The sequence below is a fragment of the Acetobacterium sp. MES1 genome, from assembly GCF_002237635.1.
Lineage (GTDB): Bacteria > Bacillota > Clostridia > Eubacteriales > Eubacteriaceae > Acetobacterium > Acetobacterium wieringae.
Genome location: NZ_MJUY01000015.1, coordinates 19,326 through 35,597, shown reverse-complemented (window position 1 = coordinate 35,597; position 16,272 = coordinate 19,326). Strand labels below are relative to the sequence as shown.

Here is a 16,272-nt window from a genome sequence, read left to right as displayed (position 1 = left end):
TTAGTCACCCCCTCCCTTCCTTACGATGCTGATTCCATACAGCAACAAAAAAACACCCAACAGATAGCAACCTGCATAGGTATTAATGACAAACGTGGTACCGATAAAGATGATACAAGCCAGAATCACAAGTATTTCTGCAATAATATATTTTTTTAACGTCATCACATCCTTTCCAATTGTTCCAATGCGCCGACCATATCATAATGACTGATCTTATTTGCATCAATGGCCAAACATAAACCCATGAGCATACCAATGATGCCATCTATTTTAAATCGGCTCTTACGCTTTGAATATTTCACATTCATGGCATCATCAAACACGGCCACACAGTTTTTGGCCATGGTCCGGAAACAATCATTCTCTGCAATGATAATCCGTTCGTCAATGAGCAAACATTCAAAATCATTAATGATTGGTGTCATGGTCTGCATGCCCTGGCCCATGGGCACGATGTCCCATTTTTCTTCCAGCCGGTTTAAGATGGTTGGGGATCCCCAGCGATCAAAACCGGATTCCTGAAACTCAAAATCCTCTGCAAGGGTGTAAACATAATCCAGGAGCAATTCAAAATTTATGTATTTTCCAGCTAAAGCAATTAGTTCGCCATCTTTAATCCACTTTGAATAAGGGTTTTTATCCTCTTCTTCCCGCTTGATCACCGTATCTTTCGGCGTAAACAGGTGTGGCCAGATAATAAATTTATCCATCAGCTCATCATAGAACACCTGAACAAAGGCTGTAATATCTCTGGATGAGGATAAATCCAATCCATTCCAGCATGGCAGTCCTTTTAATGAATCGTATGATATATCTTTTGTGCACAGGTCCCAGAGATCCATGTTAATGGCTCCCTTTTCGCCATCCAACACGACATGCTGGTTTAAGAACATCCTCCGGAACATATTTTCCTGCAATGGCATCTGCTTTGCTTTTCGGGCCATTACCTCAATATCTTTTCGGCTCCTGAAAATATCAATCCCTGGGTTTGCTTTTTCCCATTGCTTCTGATCCTCTAAGTCACAGCCCTTATCTGCTTCATAAATCCTATAATAGAAGGTTGGATCATCATCATTTTCAAGCTCAATCTTTTTACACCGGGAATAAAGCTGCTGTTCCAGGTTTGTTTCATCTTCTCCGGAGCTGGCAGTTGTTATGGTGATAAGAAGCGGATCATCCCAGGCACCCTGGCCGGTTCCCAGCTTCCCATACATCCGGTCGTTTTTACTCTCATGGATTTCATCCAGGCATGCCACATAATCAGAGTATGAATCTGCTCCGGTGGCATCACTGGAAAGCACCATGAGCTTATTCCGGTTATCTTTCCGGATCACCAATCTTTTTGATTCTACAAATCGACAATATTTTTTCAGGGTTCGATTCGTTTTAATGAAATAGCAAACCGTATCAAATAACTCACCGGCCTGTTTAACATCATTAGCTGTTAATATAAAAATAGCCCCCCTAATTTTAGGTTGGCAAAAGAATAAATATGTAATGATGATGGCAATGATAAAGGACTTCCCGTTTTTTCTGGCCATGTTTATATGAACTTCACGGTGTTTTCTTCTGTTGTTTTCCCGGTCTTTTACACAGAGAATTTCTGTGATGATCTCAAATTGAAACCCAATTATTTCAAATCGTGATGTGATCCCTTTATCATTTTTCAGCTTACCGATGAATCGCCAAATGTTCTCTGCTTCATCCTCGTCAAAGTAATAATCGTCATTGTTCCATTTCAGTTTGAGCTCTTTTATTTTTTCGATAACCCATTTCTTAAGTGCCATCGCTAATCATTTCTTCGAGCTCTTCATCAAACTCTTCTGTTTTTTCATAGATTTTATGACGATTCATACGAGATCTTGAAGCCGGTGTCAGGCCTAATTCTTTAGCGGTGGCCAAAAGCCGCTCCTGGGCTTTGTTCCCGATCGCTACTTCCGGACGTTGCTGAATGTAGCCGTTTGGTGTTTCAAATGTCAGGCCTTTAGAATCTAAGATTTCCTCACACTTAAGCCATTTCGCATAATTCACGCAATAGGTTTCCAGGGTCTTAAAATCTTTTTCTTCGAGCTCTTTTTCTTCTTCAATTATTAATTTTAAAACTCTGCGCCATTCTTTTTTGGCCTGATCGTTCATCCAACTTGGAGCAGTTTTCTTCACGCAGACCCCCCCCTACCCTAAAATTTTACATTTTCGTTCCTCCCGAGTTTGTATACGCGACCGTCAGAGGGTTTCAAAAGTTTTTTGTACCCCCACCCTGTAGTCCATGAAAAATTTAATTTTCATTTCAAATAAAATGTCCTGCATTTGTTTTTTATTGCCCTTGCCATATTCATTGTGAATATATTGATGGCTCTTTTCTGTTAAAGGAATAAGATTGTTTGAATCATATCTTTTTGACCAGTCTTCTTTGATTGGCACGATATGGTGCACCGTAGCAGCTTCAACGATCATACCGGTCGTATAGTATTCAAAGATATCAATGCCAAAGTAATAGGACATGGAACCATCCCGGGTGTTCACCCATGCTTGCCCACGGTAGAAGTCCTGCTCTTTATGATCATTCCTGTTCCGCTTGTACTCACGATCACGTGAAGCTTTATGATCTCTGGTCTGCTTCTGGTGTTTGTCACAGTACTTCACATCTTCATCCAGCAGCACCCGGCATCCGGTATAGCTGCAGTATTTCTTTATTGGCATATCCTATTCCATTCTATAAAAGAAAAAGCAACGGTTGCCCGCTGCTCTTCTTCTGCCTGCTTCTCTTTGAAAGGAGGTAACTCATTGAAGTTATTGCACGGTAATAGTATATCTCTTATATTATGAGCACACAATGGCATCAATTGTGCGCTCATTGTGCATTTGTCAAGTGCTCAGGTAAACAGTTCGGTGATGGCTTCATCACTGAATAGAATGATCTTTAACTCATTCACCAGCCGGCTTTTATTCCTGGTTATCGTTGATATATCTTTGCCGAACATCTCAGCAATCTGTTCATGTGTTTTGATCTCAAAATACTTTGCCGGGATGATTTCATAATAAGGATCATCATTGAGCTTACCCAATGCATCATCGATCAGTTTGACTGATCGCTTTGTTCTTTCCAGTGACAGCTCATATGCGTCGTGCTTCTCTTTGATAATCTCCTCAATATCCTTAGACCCTTGGGGCTGCTTTGAATACCGGACAATGTCTGCACTCTTACCTTTGGGGAAGAAACTGGACTCACAGGATAGGACCTCTTCCCGCTCCTTTATAATTTGTTTAAACTTCGGATAATTATAAAGGAGCGATTCTGTTTTCTTAAAGGTTGATCGCTTATTATCTTTCATCAGATTTCCTTTTTGAAACTTTAACAATGTCTTTGTGGATGAAGTCTCGGCCGCTTCTTCTGCTGTTGTTTTTATGATTGCCATTAATCTTTCGTCGTTCATGGTTCCCCCTAATTTGTGCTTAAGTATATTTTTTCAATGTCTTTTTCTTCTGCCCGGTTATGCTCCTGGGTGCAGCCATTACTTTGATTCCACCCCATTGGTAATATAATGGCATGAGCAGCGTCCAGCATATTAAAGCACCGGCGCATTGCTTCTTCATGTGCCATACCTTCTGGGATTATCTGCAGCGGACGAATGATCCGGATGCCTGGATTCTCGTTAATAATTCTCTGATATAAAAATTCTTCTCTCAATTTATTCTCTTTTATGCTTTTTCCCCCGGTCGTGCATGGGTGAGCCAAATAATATATTTTGCTTTCATCAAGCTTTTGTATCCGGCCGGCAAATGTAACCTCCCATGCATGCCCTACATTTTTAAATGCTTCCCCAACTCTACTGAGCGCCGTTTCAACTTCTCCCACGGGCTGGATAACTTCTTTTTTATTTCCAGCACCATACACTGTGATTTTCAGTTTTTCAATCTCTGTATATGAAGCAACAATCCACAACAATGTGACAACGCCCATCAGAACTATCAGTAATGTTAACATGTCCATGTTCTATTCCTCCTCCGGATAAACGCCATCATCGTCTGGCAACACATCACGGTAATCAACCTGTCCTGGTATTCTGCTTGTTGAAATACTCGGCCTAGTTTCATACTTTCCAGTAATTGTGGTAATAATATCCATCCCTGTTTCACCACCCATGATTGGTGCCAATGTTGTTTTAATATCGTATGTTAATCTCACTTTATCTCTTTCACTTTTAGGAACAACGATCACATTAATCTGAATTTTCCTCTTATCTCCCGGATAGGTGCGCTTATCCATAATGTTTTCAATGACTTTTTCAAGTTCAACTTCAAATAGTTCTTGCAACGATTGTTGTTCTCGTTCTTTTCCAATATCGCTTAGCTTCATCTTTCCTCTCCTTATGCCTTAAAATTATAAACCGGCTTCAAGATATCCAGTATTTCAATGGTATCTCCTATGTGCTCAATGATTTGCGCCATTGGCTTATAAGCCATCGGTGCTTCATCTAAAGTGTCTTTTGAGATGCATGTTGTAAAAATACCGGTCATCTCTTTTTTAAATTCAGAAACCTCCAGGCGCTTCTTTGCCTGGGATCGACTGAGTATCCGGCCGGCTCCATGTGGTGCTGAGAAATTCCAGTTCTGGTTTCCTTTACCTTTTGCTAAAATAGTGCCATCCCTCATGTTCATTGGGATCACCAGTTTTTCATCTGGCCAGGCGCTAACGGCTCCTTTTCTCAGTGTGATCATATCCCAGTTCATTTCTATGTAATTGTGAACGGTCGTGCATTCCGTTGATCCCTGGATCCCCAACCTGACAATAATCTCCATTCCAATTGCAGTTCTATTTGCCTCTGCAAATGCCTGGCATGTCTTCATATCCTGCAGGTATTTGTCTCTTAATTCCCCGGTCAGAAAACCTTCCGGGCCTGCAGCAGCACCATAGATCAGCGCCACCTGATTCCCCAGGTTTCGGGATCCGCTATGTATGAGCAGGAATCTTTCCTCTTCCTGATTTTCAGCCACCTCTATGAAATGATTCCCACCACCTAATGTTCCCAGGCTTTTATATAAATGCTCTTTGTTTTTCAATTGTTCAAAGCAATTCAGCTTTTTAACAAATTCCTCTGCCTGGTAACATGGCTGATTATAAACGCTAAACCCATAGTGAATGTTTTTTCTGATTACATCATCCAGCTGTTCAAATGTGAAATCTCCCTGCAGCTTCATCAATTCAACACCACAACCAATGTCAACCCCCACAAAGAATGGATTGATTGGTGTATCAGCAGGCATCATGATTGTGGTTCCAATGGTGCAGCCTTTGCCGGCATGGCAATCCGGCATGATTTTAATGGTCGAATTTTCAAGCTCTTTTAAATTGCACATTTCCAAAATCTGCTTGTGGGTTTCTTTTTCTATTTCATCCGTAAATACTTCTGCGGTATTGTATTTTCCTTTGATCTCTATCATCTCATTCTCCTATTTCAATAAAATTTTCTTTAAAATGTTCCTGCGTAATCTCAATCCATCCAAAATCGTCGCAACCACTAATCAAAGCAAGGTGCACATCTCCATCGGTATAATCATAATCGCAGATTTCCCAAATCGATCCTATTAGTACGTATCCAAACTTATTTTCTACTTCATTGCAATTTTCATCGCACAATTGTATCTCAAATTCATTTATACATTGATATTTCATCACATCACCTCTGCTATGTTATGCATAAAATCCAGGCATCCGTTTCTAAATTTAATCCTGCAGTTTTCCAGATCCTTTTCCTGCAGATACTTCCTGCCATAGAATGTTTCCATTTCTCTCCATATACCCCATGGCACCCGGTAATACCTCTCCTGGTTAAAGCTAACCAGAACAAAGGCGCTGGCTTTCATCTTCCAGTATCCTTCCAGGTATTCAAATTGCTCATCTGTGATCACGCTTTTCCGGATCCTGTCCTTTTCGGTGGCCTTGGCTTCAAAGACAACCGCTTTTCCATTGGCCATACAACCTTTAAAGTCTGGTTGGGCCTTTTTAATAAAACATGCCGGGAACCGGCCCTTAATGCTTTTTCCCAAAACCTTCATTGGTTCTGGGGTTTTCTCGATGATGGCAATCTCTTTATTTCGATAATTTATACAGGCCGCTTCAATCACCTCTTCAAAGCTCTTTCCAATCACCCGGCTGCGGTGGCCCTGAAGCTGCTCCCGGCTTTTTCTATTTTCACGGTTAATATTTTCTATGGCCATTGCAGCGGTGGGATCCGGATACTTCTCCACATACTTTTCCTCGTTGTAAATTGTCTTTGTCATGTTCAAATCCTCTCAGTGTATTTTAGATGGTTTCCAGGGTAACCCATTAAGCTCAATAATGCGGTCTTTTTTATCTTAATGGCCGAATGGGTGTCTTTTACCTTGATCACCACACATTCAGAAAGTTCAGTTGCTGATATCTCACAATCTTTAAAAAACTCTGCCGGCTCAGTTATTTCCGATCCGTACAGTTTGACCTCGCATAGGGTAATTTGTTTTTTGATTTCCCTGGGATCTGATTGTTTCATTTTTGGGTCACTTCTTTCTTTTTCAAATACAACTGGCAATCATTTTGCCGTTTGTGCTGCGTGGCCGATGCAGAACAATTGTTGTTGTATTGTTTATGGTCATAATACAAACAGTCGGCTTTTTTACAGTGATCTCTTTTTTCTTTTTTCATATCGTTATACCTTTCACATGCAAATACGCATATTAAACTCATTCCTCCATAATTGTCACATCCCATACATTTGTTGTACATCGGCTATACCGCTTCCTGTAGCATTGTGTTTTTAATTTTTTTATCGGTCCACTCATTTACAAAGGCAGCAACTTCTTTTGTTGGCAACTCATTTCGTTTACCTCTGATCTGGATAACCCTGTCTCCGGTCAGCTCCAACGTGTAGAATGGTATTTCTGGTTTATCTACCTCTCTGATAAATAAAATTGTTGTCTTCCCGGAAGCATGACTTTTAATGTATGAATCACCGCCAACACAATGCCCCAGTTTTTGACCTTCCTGGATGATATCTTTTGCCTCTGCAGGTGCTTTTATCAAAAATCCCTGGCTTTCAAAATAATAGCGATCATCAATCCTCTTCTGGCGCTGCTTCATCAGCCTGTTTTCTTTTCTCAATTTCTTCATCCGCTCTTCATCTTTTTTCTTGTTGATGATATCCACCAGCTGATCATGCCGGGCGATTAGGTTTTTCGGCCAGAGGTTATGCTTTTCGCTGAGATCCCATTGCTCCTGCCTTGCCATGTTGATGTAATCAAAATAGGTGCCAACCATTGAATTGACGGTGGTTTTTTTCGATTTGATGCCAGCCTGTTTTTTTAGATACTTTATGTTCTTGACTGGATCGCCCTCACATTCAAGTAATTTTTCAAAGTTATGATCTTCTATCCTGCATTCCTCGATAAGAATCATGTCTGGTTCTTTTGGTGTTTGGTTTTCCTTTAATTTTATGAATTGCTTCAGTGTCCTTAATTTAGGATCCACTCTTTTCACCATCATTAATTCTTCTGTCGTAATACTAAAATATTCCTGCAACGATTTTGCCGTTTTTCCATAAAACCAATAACCATTACTGAGCATATCGGTGGCAATGTTATAAATCCCAGCTTTCACGATATATTCAATCGCCGGATTATGGTCATAATGGAATAGGTAATCCAATGGATTAAACTGCTTCCCTGCTGCTGCTAGAATTTCCATTTTTGAGTATTGCCAGTATGTGCCAGAAAGAACGCTTTTTATATTTTCCGGAAAAACACTGTAACGCTTATTGTTATTTCCCGTTCCTCCTCTTTTAACCCAGAGTTCCCCCGCCCATGGTTCTTGAATTCGTTCATACTTTGTTAGCTTTTTGCTGTTTTTATCAAGAAGAAATCTCATTTCCTCAAATTCATTCATTCTGCTTTCTTCCCGTTCTCCGGTATGCTCGTTTTTGCTGTAATGCTTGCAAAAATTAAAATACCTCACAGCAATCTGCCCGTTGATAATCTGAATAAAAGCTACTTTATGTTCTTCTTTTTGAACCCTGGCATTATTTTTCTTTACAAACTGCTTTTCCACCCATGTTTCAAAACCTTCCGGATCATCAGCCGTTTCAAACATATCCATTACTTTGTTTGTTCGAATGAATTTGCTGTTTTCTTTTGCTTCTCTTTTTTTACTTAATACTTTTTCCTGAAAATTCGTGATTAAATCATAGGGCTCATTTTTATAACATGTTGTCACATCTTTTAGGTATACTTTTACTTTTTCCGATGCTGCTAAAGGAAACATCTTCCAAGCCACATCATAGTTCCAATAACTCTGGCTGTCTAAATGCTGCTCCCCGATCGTTCTGATATTTGCATCTCTCCATAATTGCTTCCCCCAGGTATCCCATTTGCCGATGATCATCGTTGCAAAGTCCATTTTTCTGCGATCAAGAAAAACTCTTGCCACCGCTTCTTTTAGTGATGTTGAATACATGGTTAAATACAGAACATCGTCCTCTTCAATTAGATCCACCATGACCAGCGTCTTTTCTTTTGGGCGGTTTATTTCCGGATATGGTTTGATCTCAATTTTTTCATAGGTCCGTTTTTTCACAGGATCACCTCGTTTCCAAAAATATCAAATTGGATTATCTGTTTTCCCCCGGCTTTCTTTATGTCCTGATTATTGTCTTGTCGTTCTTCCATGCATTTTGCCATTGTTAACTTTGCCTCTTCCAGCTGCCGCGGATCCATCGGCTGCGCCTTTGGCTTTTGCTTTTTCTCTTCTTTCTTTTCGGGCTTCTTTTTCTCCGGACGATCTTTTTCCGCTGCCCCCGGTTGTTTTCCATCATGATCCACTTCCAATAGATTTTCTCCAATGGTCATGATCATCTTAAATTCAATGCCAGCATTCGGAATATAATAGCTGGCTGCCTTTTTATAAACATCCAAATCTGAAATGCTGTTACCGGTACCAGTTACGATATACTTCAGGCAATCACCGAAATTCTTTTCCTCTTCCAGCACTGCCTGAGAAAATACTTCCTGATCACAAAAGCTGAGGAGTGCTTTTAACACACATGGTGCGATTGCTTTTTCTTTCTGGCCGGATATTTTCAGGTTCTTACTTTCTTCTTTCAGTTTGTTTTTGGCCTGTTCAATCATTCCTTTTCCCTCTCTCTCAATAACTTTCGATATAAATTACAATTGCTTTTGTCCACTCGATTGTATTCATTTCCATCTGTATTTCTTTGTCTAAATCCTCTTCTGATATTTCAGGATTGTCAGAAGCAATTCCCGCTTCAATTTCATATCTCAGTTCATCTTCATCTGTATAAATCCCTTCTTCTGCAAAAGCAACCGTTTCTATTTTTGCTTTTGCTTGTGTAATTACATAACAATAATCTGGATTTGAGCAATCTTCACTTGCCATAAACATAATTGGCAACTCTGGATTTTCTGCAACAATTTCTCTTAATTCCTTGTATTGATCTAAAAATTTACTGATCATTCCTGAACCTCTTCCTTTCTTCAACCCTCACCATGCTATAGCACTGAAACGGCCACCCGGTAAAATCATGGTACCCTTCTTTGATGCTATCCGATTCCAGGATATACCCCTGTAATGGCGATGGATCCTTTCGCCATTCTTTTGCCTTAACAATCTCAACATCAGTTTTTGGCTTTTCCAAATTCCTGGAAGGGTTCCATCTTCGTTTTGAAGGTGATCCCTCTTCCCGGTATGTTTTTCTGGTCTCTTTTATCAGGTAATGGGCCAGCGCTCCATACTGCCCGGTTTCATCCAAATAGGTAAACCGTGTCCGGCCATTGATCCAGAGATCATTCAACGCCTTCACGCTGATACTGTTCACCATGTTAATTATCAGGTGATGATGAATTGATTTGTTTTTATATTCCGTTACCGTGATGTACTTAAGATCATGGCCACTCCGCTTGTATAAGGTTCTTACTTTTCTTAGATATCGCTCCAGCTCTTTTTTTGATTCTTCCGGATCCGGCCTCTGGTCTTTTTTATATGTCAGAGTCTGATGAAGATCCCCCGGGCCAAAATTGTTATTGATCAACTGCCTTAGAGTTTTTTCTGCATTCCGCTCATTGATGATGGCCATTTTCTCTGGTGTTGGTTTTTTGTTCTCTCCCCTGGTAATTCCTTTTTTGTGGTACCGGGTAGTAAAATATTTCTCCACTTCAATCGTCATGCCTGCCCTGGTTGTCTTTTTGACATACGGCATTTTTGCTCACCTCTTTTTCTATAAAGATGTCGATAAATTAATACTCTTATCGAGTCAAAAAGCTGATTAATCAGCCGTTTTTCGCTTGTTATCTTTATTGAAAAAAGGTATAATTAGATAACAAGTTATTAGAAAGACCGCCTCTGCTTCCACAGCTTATTGGGCGGTCTTTCATTATTTAATTATTTGTGATATAATTTGTTCAGTATTTTATGAGAGTCTCTTCCTGATCGGCGTTCCAGCGCCTGGAAGAGTCTTTTTTTATATGTGTTTTTCATATTCCCACAGCTCCCAGTTTTTGTTTCATTCGCTTTAATGATCTGATTGCTTTGTTATCGCCTTTTTCGGCCTGGTTTGTACAGTGTTGACAGATAAACTTTTTCGGGTGTGTCCAATAATCCATTTCATAAATTAATCCGCACATCTGGCATTGTCTTTCAAATTTCGGCATTCTGCTTTTTCCTCCGTCTTAATAATCATTGATGATAATATAAACAACCCCATCATCATTCTGTTTCAGCTCCATTGTTTCAATTGGATACTCTGATCCCGTTTCGGCGTTCAGCACCCGGACTTCTTTTGTTTTATGATCCCGCAATGCATTTAATAAATTCTTTGCTTTCATTTCCTAACTCCTCCCCAATATCCCGGCCGTTGTCGGGCCTTTTTATCCATGGCCACATGCTGTTTGAATTTTTCGGGATCCCCGGTTTGTTCCCAGTATCCTTTTTCCACCTCATGGCCCAATTGCCGATTACCTGCCATTTTATCCACATTTGTTAAGCTTATTTGCCCCAATTACTTCACCCGTCTCTTAATATCGACGGTCTGACCGACGATGATTCCTACGAATAACCCCAATAACAGTGCACTTAGATATCCAAAAATCATTTTTTCTCCTCCTATCCTTTATCTGCGATTTATGATTGGTTCAGCACAATCATTGCCCTCAATCATTCCAAAGTAGTTCATGTGTGGCAAGATTGGCTTGTAGTTCTTGAACTTTAAATCTTTTTCCCAGTCCACATGCTCTGCGGATCCACCGCACTGGCAGATGATGTTCTTTGGTACGGTTTTATGCTTCTCTGGATAGATCCGGCGAAACCGTGGATCCTCCACACCTTTTTCCAGCCACATGCGCCAACGTTTGCCGCATTCCTGGCACTCAAACCACATGGCTCCGTGAGTCTCTTTATCTGTGGCCGTCTTTACTTTTACTGGTTTGGCTGCTTGCTTCTTTTTCAAACGGCAACCTCTTGATTTTCGATTTCTTTGATGATCTTTTCCTGGTCTTTCTTAAAATCCGCTTCTTTTATTCTTTTTCTTGCTGTCTCAAGGTCTTCAATGAGATTTTCACTTTGCTTCTTCAGATTTTCGTTTTGCTTCTTCAGCTTTTCAAGCTCCATGTCCATGGCGTATTTTTCTTTTTTCATCTTCTCCATGGCCATCCCGGCTTCGTAGGCTTCCCGTTTCATTTCTTTGATAGTTTTTTCTCTTTTTTCTTTTTCTTCGCCAATGTCGTCGCCCAGTTCAAAGATTAACGCTTCCAGGTGGCTGATCCGATCTTCGTACTGTTTTTGCAGGAAGTCGTCCAGGCCCGTTACCACGTCTTCCAGCTGCTGCCCTGGTTGTATTTTCTTATTTTCTTTGATCGCTTCCATGAGCAGATCGCCCAGGTCGAAGAAATCCGCATTAAGCTCTTTTAGTATTTCTTTCTGTTCTGCGTCCAATTGCTGCAGCTGATACTTTTCCTGGATGATCTGATCTATGTTTTGTTCTAAGTTTTTCATTACCTCCATCTCAATTTCAAGATCGGCTAAGGTGTTTTTGTGCTCTGTTCTTTCATATACCAGTTCATTCTGCAGTAGCTCAATATATAAATCTTTGTTAAGTTCCATGTGTTACCTCTCCATTCGTTAATTAAATTGATGATCTTCCTTTAAATTCTTCCAGTAGCTTGTCCGCCTCTGTCATTTGAAAATAAACGGTAATTTTTCTTCACCTCCTCTGCAATTCTTTGGCTTTTCAAATTTCAGTTCTTTTTCAACGGCCAGCAGCTCCAAACGCTGATCCAGATCCTTACAGTGGTTCCCAATTCTGTTTTTGCACTTATGGCATTTAACCTCTTCCATCATTATCCTTTTCACCCCTCTCGTTCCTATCGTTCGATCACCGGTACAACCCCCTGTTTCTTCAGCAGCTCATATAAAAACAGCCTGCCTTTTTGTGTCCATTTGGTAATCAGTTTAACGTCAGTTCTTCCATCGGTTCTGGTAAAGCTAACCGTTTCAGAGCTGGTAAAACCGCTTGACTGGTGCTTTGCGTACAACAACCACTGATCCCCTGATTTATATTGCACCTTCAAAGCATGCAGCAGGTTATTCATTTCCTGTCCACTCATTCCATAATCTTTGGCAATTGACGATATCTTGATCAGGCTTTTGTTTTTCAGGATATCGTCAACATAATCAACCTTTGGTTTCATTTCACCTATCAACTGTTCCTGGACCTTAATCGTGTTGTCTTTTTCCTCAAGCATTTTATTCGCTTCGAGCACCGCCAGCGCAAGAAGATATTCGCCATCTGGTTGTTGATTGTACGATCCCGTCTTCCGGATCGCAGGAAGGACTTCATCTGTCACCCAGTCCTGGAATTTTTCGGCGTCCGGTTTATGGGATTTAAAAATCAGCTTATAGACACCGCTTTCAGTGAGGAAGTTCTCACCGGTGTTGTGGAGTTTTCTAAAGTTACTATCTGTCACTTTAGAATTTGACAGCTTTACTACCTGATTTTCGTTCATTTTTGTGATTGCTTTTCTTACTCCTTCAGGGCTTAATTCCAAACATTCTCCACAATGGTATGGATTAAACAAAACTTTTCCTTCATACTCGAATACTTCAACCTGGCGCCCATCGAAAATCATTAAGTTGTTCATTGTTTTATCCTTTCCGCTTTTCTCAATTTTTCCAGATTCTCCGGATTTTCAAGCCACTCATCAAGAAGCTTTTCATTAATCAGTTCCCGGTTACTTAAGGTAAATTGGATCGGTGACGGAATCACCCGCTTATTGATGATTGTTCTCACCGTTGGATATGATCGGTGGAGCTTTTCACAAAGCCCTCTTGCATCAAGCAGCACCGATCCACTTGGTCTATCAATCGCTTTGAGTATTGTGTCGATTTTTCTTTCAAGACGCTCCAGTCTTTCTTCAGTAGTCATGATTGTTTACTCCTTTCTGTTTTCACATGAATAACTGTCTAAAATTTGAGAGATTGCTTTTTTCTGATTGTCATTAAGGCAATCAAATTTTGTTGCAACCGTAATTGCTTTTTCTGACAAAGTTTTATCTGTTAGCAAATAGTCAACACTAACCTCGAAATAGTCAGCCACCTTTTTTAATTTTTCAACACTTGGTGAAGATTTTTCCCAATTTCTAACTGTTGCATGACCGAATGATAAATTTCGTTCTAATTCACTAATTGAAGTACCCCTGGCCGAACACAGATTTTTAATTCTCTCTAAGATCAAAATACTCACCTCTTTTCCATAAAAACTATTGACATATAGTAGAAAATAATCTATCATTAACGCATGAACATAACTCGAAAAAATCCTAATGAGTCCCCACTCAAATTAGAAATAGCGTTGATAAAATGTATTATTTTCTACTATATGCGGTTTACAACCATATATTACTAGATAATACGCTAGTTGTCAACACCTATAATAGATTATTTTCGAGTAATTTGGTAGTTGATAAGGTGGGTTATACAAATGTTGGTAGATAAAATTCGAGTACTTGCTAATGCTAAAGGTTACAGTTTAACGACGTTGGAAAAGGAACTTGGTTTCGGAAATGGCACAATAACAAGATGGAATAAAAGTTCACCATCGTCTGAAAAATTGTGTAAGGTTGCGGATTTTTTCGGGGTTACTATTGACCATTTATTAGGGCGTGATGAAAACGTGTTAAATCGGCGTGACCAAAGAGACATTGAAAAGCTGCTTGATATGACTAAAGAAGAACTCTTAACGAGTGAAGGTTTGATGTTTGACGGGAAGCCGGCAACCGACGAAGAAATCCAGCAAATATTGGATGCTATGCAAATAGGTTTAGAGATGGCTAAGAAAAAGAATAAGGAAAAATTCACACCAAAAAAATATAGGAAGTGACTGTATGGGGGATGATATTCCAAAAATCGTAAATCGATTAATTAAAAAACATGGCACAAATAACCCGTTTGATCTTTGTAAATGTTTGGGCTATACTGTTTTATTTTGTGAATTGCCTGATTGCACAAACGGATTTTATCAATATGTTATTCGCAATAACATTATTTACATAAACAACGACCGATCCGAAAGAGAACAACACATAATTTGCGGTCATGAATTAGGTCATGGAATTCTACACAAAAAAACAAACTCAATCTATTTGGATACCAGAACTTTTTTCAAAACAAGCACATTTGAAACAGAAGCTGATCGATTTAGTGCAGAATTATTAATTAGAGAAGATGTTAAAAATTTTGAGGGACTGTGCATTCATCGGATTGCAAAAATACTCAATGTTCCAGAAAGATTTGTAGAATTAAAATACCAATAATAAAAAACCGCCCTCCTGCGCCAACAGGAGAACGGCTTTAGATATACCGGGATATAAAATCACGATATAACTGTGTATTAATATTATACTTTATATCCCGGGTTTTTACAACACCCGGGCATTTTTATGCCCTGAATCAGAAAGGATTTTAATATCATGAAAATCAGCAAGCGTAAAGATGGCCGGTTTGGAACACAGATCCCTACCCCTGATGGGAAGTATAAAACGGTGTACGGTAAAACAAGTAAAGAATGCCGCCAAAAGGCATATGACCTGGTGGCACAGTTGGAAGACGGAACATATGTCAAATCAGATAAAACCTTGTTTTCCAAATGGGCCGATGACTGGAAGGCCGGTTACCTCATTGGTATAAAGGCTTCCACAAAAAAAAGTTACTGCGGTCATTTGAACAAACATCTAGTACCAGTTATTGGCGATAAGCCAGTACAAAGTATTGAGAAGAAAGAGTTGCAAAAACTCTTTACGAGTCTCTTTAATGACAAAGGCCTGTCCCCTAAAACAGTAAAGAACATCCATGGCTCTTTACATAAATGTTTGGACGATGCCATATCAGCTGGATTGATCCGGATAAATCCAGCTACAGGAATAACACTTCCTAAACGAACGAAACCAGAAATCCACCCGTTATCTGAATCCGACATCCCAATATTTTACCAGGCCGCTAAAAACAGTCAATATTACCCAGCATATTTGTTTTTACTGCTTACAGGTCTTCGACTTTGTGAGCTTACCGGCTTGACGTTGGATCGCATTGATCTTGATAATAAAACCATGCTGGTAGACCGGCAATTACTGTCTGTTGATCCGATTGAGTTCGGTCCGCCTAAACATGACAAGCATCGAACCGTTCCCTTACCTCAAACTGCTCTTGATATCATAAAGTCACAAAAGATTAAACAAGCTGAATTCAGGCTTTTGACAGGCAATCCAGATTATAATCGCACTGGCTTTGTTTTTACGGAAGACGACGGGCGCCCGTGCCAGGGGCAAACGGTGTCTAAGCACCTTAAGAAGATTGCTGAAAAATCTGGCTTCCCAAATTTGCGGCTCCATGATCTCAGACACACTTTTGCAGTTTTATCTCTGCAGGCCGGAGTCGATATTAAAACGGTACAGGAAAACCTTGGTCACCATTCAGCTGCATTCACTTTAGACCAGTACGCATTTGTAACACCAGGCATGCTACAGAGCGCTGCTGACAAGTTAGAAAACATATATATGTCAATTTCTATGTCAAACGAGTAATCTTCATTTTTTTACATTAAAAAAACGGCTATACTAAGCCGTTCTTGCTTTCTTCAAATGGCGGAGAGAGAGGGATTCGAACCCTCGGTACGCTTTCACGTACACACGCTTTCCAGGCGTGCTCCTTCGACCACTCAGACATCTCTCCTCAGG

Annotated in this window: 25 protein-coding genes and 1 tRNA gene; 3 read left to right on the top strand and 23 right to left on the bottom strand. The window is 40.0% G+C overall.

Features of this window, described 5'->3' with window-relative positions; genetic code table 11:
- The 22 genes from BI182_RS06520 to BI182_RS06415 form a co-directional block, all read right to left on the bottom strand.
- On the bottom strand, window positions 1-165 hold the full coding sequence (locus BI182_RS06520) for a hypothetical protein (protein WP_175440878.1): 165 nt from the start codon (window positions 163-165) through the stop codon (window positions 1-3).
- Window positions 165-1,790 carry a terminase large subunit gene (locus tag BI182_RS06515; protein WP_286806383.1) on the bottom strand — a complete coding sequence of 542 codons (1,626 nt, stop codon included), beginning with the start codon at window positions 1,788-1,790 and terminating at the stop codon, window positions 165-167. Before BI182_RS06515 ends, BI182_RS06520 begins: the two co-directional genes overlap by 1 nt.
- A complete protein-coding gene (locus BI182_RS06510) occupies window positions 1,780-2,163 on the bottom strand; it encodes a phage terminase small subunit P27 family (protein ID WP_084633437.1) in 384 nt (127 codons plus the stop codon). The genes BI182_RS06515 and BI182_RS06510 overlap by 11 nt, the downstream gene beginning before the upstream one ends.
- A gap of 63 nt (window positions 2,164-2,226) precedes the next feature.
- Window positions 2,227-2,703, bottom strand: a complete 477-nt coding sequence (locus BI182_RS06505; protein WP_286806379.1) for a DUF8602 domain-containing protein — start codon at window positions 2,701-2,703, stop codon at window positions 2,227-2,229.
- Window positions 2,704-2,876: 173 nt separating this feature from the next.
- Window positions 2,877-3,437, bottom strand: coding sequence for a sigma-70 RNA polymerase sigma factor region 4 domain-containing protein (locus tag BI182_RS06500; RefSeq protein ID WP_286806378.1), 561 nt, complete (start codon window positions 3,435-3,437; stop codon window positions 2,877-2,879).
- A gap of 8 nt (window positions 3,438-3,445) precedes the next feature.
- Window positions 3,446-3,994: a DUF4406 domain-containing protein gene (locus BI182_RS06495; RefSeq protein WP_286806377.1), complete on the bottom strand. Its 549-nt coding sequence runs from the start codon at window positions 3,992-3,994 to the stop codon at window positions 3,446-3,448.
- 3 nt (window positions 3,995-3,997) lie between these two features.
- Window positions 3,998-4,360 (bottom strand): hypothetical protein, encoded by a 363-nt coding sequence (locus tag BI182_RS06490; RefSeq protein WP_286806375.1) that lies wholly within the window; start codon window positions 4,358-4,360, stop codon window positions 3,998-4,000.
- Between the two features lie 11 nt (window positions 4,361-4,371).
- The gene (locus BI182_RS06485) at window positions 4,372-5,445 is read right to left on the bottom strand and encodes an RtcB family protein (RefSeq protein WP_286806373.1); all 1,074 of its coding nucleotides are present in this window, start codon (window positions 5,443-5,445) and stop codon (window positions 4,372-4,374) included.
- Window position 5,446: 1 nt separating this feature from the next.
- Window positions 5,447-5,677: a hypothetical protein gene (locus BI182_RS06480; protein ID WP_286806372.1), complete on the bottom strand. Its 231-nt coding sequence runs from the start codon at window positions 5,675-5,677 to the stop codon at window positions 5,447-5,449.
- Window positions 5,677-6,285 (bottom strand): Holliday junction resolvase RecU, encoded by a 609-nt coding sequence (locus BI182_RS06475; RefSeq protein WP_286806371.1) that lies wholly within the window; start codon window positions 6,283-6,285, stop codon window positions 5,677-5,679. Before BI182_RS06475 ends, BI182_RS06480 begins: the two co-directional genes overlap by 1 nt.
- A gap of 484 nt (window positions 6,286-6,769) precedes the next feature.
- Complete coding sequence (locus BI182_RS06470; protein WP_286806369.1) at window positions 6,770-8,416, bottom strand: PcfJ domain-containing protein; 1,647 nt, start codon at window positions 8,414-8,416, stop codon at window positions 6,770-6,772.
- Between the two features lie 188 nt (window positions 8,417-8,604).
- The gene (locus tag BI182_RS06465; protein WP_286806367.1) at window positions 8,605-9,159 is read right to left on the bottom strand and encodes a Cas9 inhibitor AcrIIA9 family protein; all 555 of its coding nucleotides are present in this window, start codon (window positions 9,157-9,159) and stop codon (window positions 8,605-8,607) included.
- A 16-nt stretch (window positions 9,160-9,175) separates the two neighbouring features.
- Window positions 9,176-9,505, bottom strand: a complete 330-nt coding sequence (locus BI182_RS06460; protein WP_286806365.1) for a hypothetical protein — start codon at window positions 9,503-9,505, stop codon at window positions 9,176-9,178.
- Complete coding sequence (locus BI182_RS06455; protein WP_286806363.1) at window positions 9,495-10,247, bottom strand: rolling circle replication-associated protein; 753 nt, start codon at window positions 10,245-10,247, stop codon at window positions 9,495-9,497. Before BI182_RS06455 ends, BI182_RS06460 begins: the two co-directional genes overlap by 11 nt.
- 469 nt (window positions 10,248-10,716) lie before the next feature.
- Complete coding sequence (locus BI182_RS06450) at window positions 10,717-10,872, bottom strand: hypothetical protein (RefSeq protein ID WP_286806360.1); 156 nt, start codon at window positions 10,870-10,872, stop codon at window positions 10,717-10,719.
- On the bottom strand, window positions 10,869-11,012 hold the full coding sequence (locus tag BI182_RS06445) for a hypothetical protein (protein WP_286806358.1): 144 nt from the start codon (window positions 11,010-11,012) through the stop codon (window positions 10,869-10,871). The genes BI182_RS06450 and BI182_RS06445 overlap by 4 nt, the downstream gene beginning before the upstream one ends.
- Window positions 11,013-11,156: 144 nt before the next feature.
- Window positions 11,157-11,492, bottom strand: coding sequence for a hypothetical protein (locus BI182_RS06440; protein WP_286806356.1), 336 nt, complete (start codon window positions 11,490-11,492; stop codon window positions 11,157-11,159).
- Complete coding sequence (locus BI182_RS06435; protein ID WP_286806354.1) at window positions 11,489-12,145, bottom strand: hypothetical protein; 657 nt, start codon at window positions 12,143-12,145, stop codon at window positions 11,489-11,491. The genes BI182_RS06440 and BI182_RS06435 overlap by 4 nt, the downstream gene beginning before the upstream one ends.
- A 72-nt stretch (window positions 12,146-12,217) precedes the next feature.
- A complete protein-coding gene (locus BI182_RS06430) occupies window positions 12,218-12,382 on the bottom strand; it encodes a hypothetical protein (protein WP_286806352.1) in 165 nt (54 codons plus the stop codon).
- 23 nt (window positions 12,383-12,405) lie between these two features.
- Window positions 12,406-13,182: a phage antirepressor gene (locus BI182_RS06425; protein ID WP_286806350.1), complete on the bottom strand. Its 777-nt coding sequence runs from the start codon at window positions 13,180-13,182 to the stop codon at window positions 12,406-12,408.
- Window positions 13,179-13,466 (bottom strand): hypothetical protein, encoded by a 288-nt coding sequence (locus BI182_RS06420; protein WP_286806349.1) that lies wholly within the window; start codon window positions 13,464-13,466, stop codon window positions 13,179-13,181. The genes BI182_RS06425 and BI182_RS06420 overlap by 4 nt, the downstream gene beginning before the upstream one ends.
- A 6-nt stretch (window positions 13,467-13,472) precedes the next feature.
- Window positions 13,473-13,775, bottom strand: coding sequence for a helix-turn-helix domain-containing protein (locus BI182_RS06415; RefSeq protein WP_286806347.1), 303 nt, complete (start codon window positions 13,773-13,775; stop codon window positions 13,473-13,475).
- A gap of 246 nt (window positions 13,776-14,021) precedes the next feature.
- Between BI182_RS06415 and BI182_RS06410 the strand changes: the two genes are divergently transcribed.
- From BI182_RS06410 to BI182_RS06400, 3 genes are all read left to right on the top strand, one after another.
- A complete protein-coding gene (locus BI182_RS06410; protein WP_286806345.1) occupies window positions 14,022-14,420 on the top strand; it encodes a helix-turn-helix domain-containing protein in 399 nt (132 codons plus the stop codon).
- Window positions 14,421-14,424: 4 nt separating this feature from the next.
- Entirely contained in the window at window positions 14,425-14,853 is a 429-nt protein-coding gene (locus tag BI182_RS06405; RefSeq protein WP_286806343.1) for an ImmA/IrrE family metallo-endopeptidase, read from the top strand.
- 156 nt (window positions 14,854-15,009) lie between these two features.
- Window positions 15,010-16,119: a tyrosine-type recombinase/integrase gene (locus BI182_RS06400; RefSeq protein ID WP_286806341.1), complete on the top strand. Its 1,110-nt coding sequence runs from the start codon at window positions 15,010-15,012 to the stop codon at window positions 16,117-16,119.
- 58 nt (window positions 16,120-16,177) lie between these two features.
- Here the strand turns inward: BI182_RS06400 and BI182_RS06395 are convergent.
- A tRNA-Ser gene (locus tag BI182_RS06395) sits at window positions 16,178-16,267 on the bottom strand.
- Between the last annotated feature and the right edge of the window lie 5 nt (window positions 16,268-16,272).

Bases quoted from the DNA above. Each gene is read 5' to 3' on its own strand.
- BI182_RS06520 (WP_175440878.1), bottom strand. From the start codon at position 165: ATGACGTTAAAAAAATATATTATTGCAGAAATACTTGTGATTCTGGCT.
- BI182_RS06515 (WP_286806383.1), bottom strand. From the start codon at position 1,790: ATGGCACTTAAGAAATGGGTTATCGAAAAAATAAAAGAGCTCAAACTG.
- BI182_RS06505 (WP_286806379.1), bottom strand. From the start codon at position 2,703: ATGCCAATAAAGAAATACTGCAGCTATACCGGATGCCGGGTGCTGCTG.
- BI182_RS06500 (WP_286806378.1), bottom strand. From the start codon at position 3,437: ATGAACGACGAAAGATTAATGGCAATCATAAAAACAACAGCAGAAGAA.
- BI182_RS06495 (WP_286806377.1), bottom strand. From the start codon at position 3,994: ATGGACATGTTAACATTACTGATAGTTCTGATGGGCGTTGTCACATTG.
- BI182_RS06490 (WP_286806375.1), bottom strand. From the start codon at position 4,360: ATGAAGCTAAGCGATATTGGAAAAGAACGAGAACAACAATCGTTGCAA.
- BI182_RS06485 (WP_286806373.1), bottom strand. From the start codon at position 5,445: ATGATAGAGATCAAAGGAAAATACAATACCGCAGAAGTATTTACGGAT.
- BI182_RS06480 (WP_286806372.1), bottom strand. From the start codon at position 5,677: ATGAAATATCAATGTATAAATGAATTTGAGATACAATTGTGCGATGAA.
- BI182_RS06475 (WP_286806371.1), bottom strand. From the start codon at position 6,285: ATGACAAAGACAATTTACAACGAGGAAAAGTATGTGGAGAAGTATCCG.
- BI182_RS06470 (WP_286806369.1), bottom strand. From the start codon at position 8,416: ATGATCATCGGCAAATGGGATACCTGGGGGAAGCAATTATGGAGAGAT.
- BI182_RS06465 (WP_286806367.1), bottom strand. From the start codon at position 9,159: ATGATTGAACAGGCCAAAAACAAACTGAAAGAAGAAAGTAAGAACCTG.
- BI182_RS06460 (WP_286806365.1), bottom strand. From the start codon at position 9,505: ATGATCAGTAAATTTTTAGATCAATACAAGGAATTAAGAGAAATTGTT.
- BI182_RS06455 (WP_286806363.1), bottom strand. From the start codon at position 10,247: ATGCCGTATGTCAAAAAGACAACCAGGGCAGGCATGACGATTGAAGTG.
- BI182_RS06450 (WP_286806360.1), bottom strand. From the start codon at position 10,872: ATGAAAGCAAAGAATTTATTAAATGCATTGCGGGATCATAAAACAAAA.
- BI182_RS06445 (WP_286806358.1), bottom strand. From the start codon at position 11,012: ATGGCAGGTAATCGGCAATTGGGCCATGAGGTGGAAAAAGGATACTGG.
- BI182_RS06435 (WP_286806354.1), bottom strand. From the start codon at position 12,145: ATGGAACTTAACAAAGATTTATATATTGAGCTACTGCAGAATGAACTG.
- BI182_RS06430 (WP_286806352.1), bottom strand. From the start codon at position 12,382: ATGATGGAAGAGGTTAAATGCCATAAGTGCAAAAACAGAATTGGGAAC.
- BI182_RS06425 (WP_286806350.1), bottom strand. From the start codon at position 13,182: ATGAACAACTTAATGATTTTCGATGGGCGCCAGGTTGAAGTATTCGAG.
- BI182_RS06420 (WP_286806349.1), bottom strand. From the start codon at position 13,466: ATGACTACTGAAGAAAGACTGGAGCGTCTTGAAAGAAAAATCGACACA.
- BI182_RS06410 (WP_286806345.1), top strand. From the start codon at position 14,022: ATGTTGGTAGATAAAATTCGAGTACTTGCTAATGCTAAAGGTTACAGT.
- BI182_RS06405 (WP_286806343.1), top strand. From the start codon at position 14,425: ATGGGGGATGATATTCCAAAAATCGTAAATCGATTAATTAAAAAACAT.
- BI182_RS06400 (WP_286806341.1), top strand. From the start codon at position 15,010: ATGAAAATCAGCAAGCGTAAAGATGGCCGGTTTGGAACACAGATCCCT.